This is a genomic window from Acidiphilium sp. PM (genome assembly GCF_000219295.1).
GTDB lineage: Bacteria > Pseudomonadota > Alphaproteobacteria > Acetobacterales > Acetobacteraceae > Acidiphilium > Acidiphilium multivorum.
In genome coordinates this window covers 1-1,347 of the sequence record NZ_AFPR01000358.1, presented here as the reverse complement: position 1 = coordinate 1,347, position 1,347 = coordinate 1, and the positions used below count along the sequence as shown (strand labels likewise).

Genomic DNA, 1,347 nt, shown 5'->3' with positions numbered 1-1,347 from the left:
ATACGGCTTCACCGCCCCCTTGGTCACGAATTTCAGGCCGGTGTTGATCTCGGCCGGCCCGACCAGTCCGCCGGAGGCGAGGAACATGAACATCTCCATGACCGTGTAGAAGCCCTGCAGGTAGGGCTGCTGGTCGATGGTGAAGTCGAGATCGCCGCTGTTGATCAGGTCGAGCGTCTTCGGCAGCAGGTCGAAGCCGCCGCCATGCACGCCCTTCTTGGCGAGGCCGAACTGCTTCATCACCTCGCCGACGCCCTGGGTCGAGCCGGCATCCACCGCGAACATGCCCTTCACGTGCTGGTGACCGAGATAATAGGCGCGGATCTTCGAGAGTTCCTCGTTCACCGTCGGCCCGGTCGCGATTTCATGATAGGTGATGTTCTTGCCGAGCTTCTTGATCGCGGCCGCGGCGCCGTCGATGCGCGGCTGGATGTTGAGCTGGCCGGGTGTTGCGATGAACAGCGCGACCTCGCCGGAGCCGACGAGCTTCACGATCTTCTCGCCCATCTGGTAGCCGGCGAGGAACAGGTCCTGGCCGATATAGGCGAGGCGCTTGTTCCCCGAGCCGGCGGGTGCGTCGGCATTGTAGGAGAACACGGCGATTCCCGCCTCCAGCGCGCGTTCCGTCGGTTTGTTGAACGCGGTCGGGTCGACCAGCGGCACCGCGATCGCATCGGCCTTGCCGGCGATCGCCGCGTCCATCGCGTTCACCATGTGGGCGACGTTCGAGGTCTGCGATCCGGTCCACTGCCACTCGCAGCCGAGCAGGCGGCAGGCGTCATGGATGCCGTACTGGGTCGGCACGAAGAACGGGTTGGTGGTGACGTGATTGACGAACACGAACTTCCAGCGCTTGTGCGTCGGAAACGGATCCTTGCCGGCGGCCTCGGCGGTGCGGGCCCCCGCGGCGAGCATCGCCGCCGCCGCGCCGAACGTCACCCCCTGCGCAACCGCGCGGCGCGGCAGGCGGGACGCGACAATGTCACTGACCTGATCTTCTATCTTCTTTGTCATCGGCTTCCTCCCTGAGAAGATTGCCGTTTATATTTAGTTGACCCTCAATAAAAACGCAATCAGCGAAATCGTGCCCCCGCGACGCCTCGCGACTTTGTTGGAGGACATCTGAAACATTGCGAATATAAATCGTTTATCCGAACCGGCTTGCCGGGGGTGGTCGGCGTGCGGGGCGCGGACTAACGTCGCCGGACACCACTCATGCGCGGGAGGACGTCGGCATGACAAAGGCAGATTCGGCACAAGGGCAGGCCGCGCGTTTCGCGGGCCGCTTCGCCCTCGTCACCGGCGGGGCGTCCGGCATCGGCCGGGCGATCGCGTTGCGCCTTGCGG

1 protein-coding gene is annotated in these 1,347 nt (G+C 64.4%); it reads right to left on the bottom strand.

Translation table 11 applies throughout. From position 1 onward, the window contains the following. On the bottom strand, positions 1 to 1,014 hold a 1,014-nt coding region (locus tag APM_RS12630; protein ID WP_007423764.1), incomplete at its 3' end, for a sugar ABC transporter substrate-binding protein. Between the last annotated feature and the right edge of the window lie 333 nt (positions 1,015 to 1,347).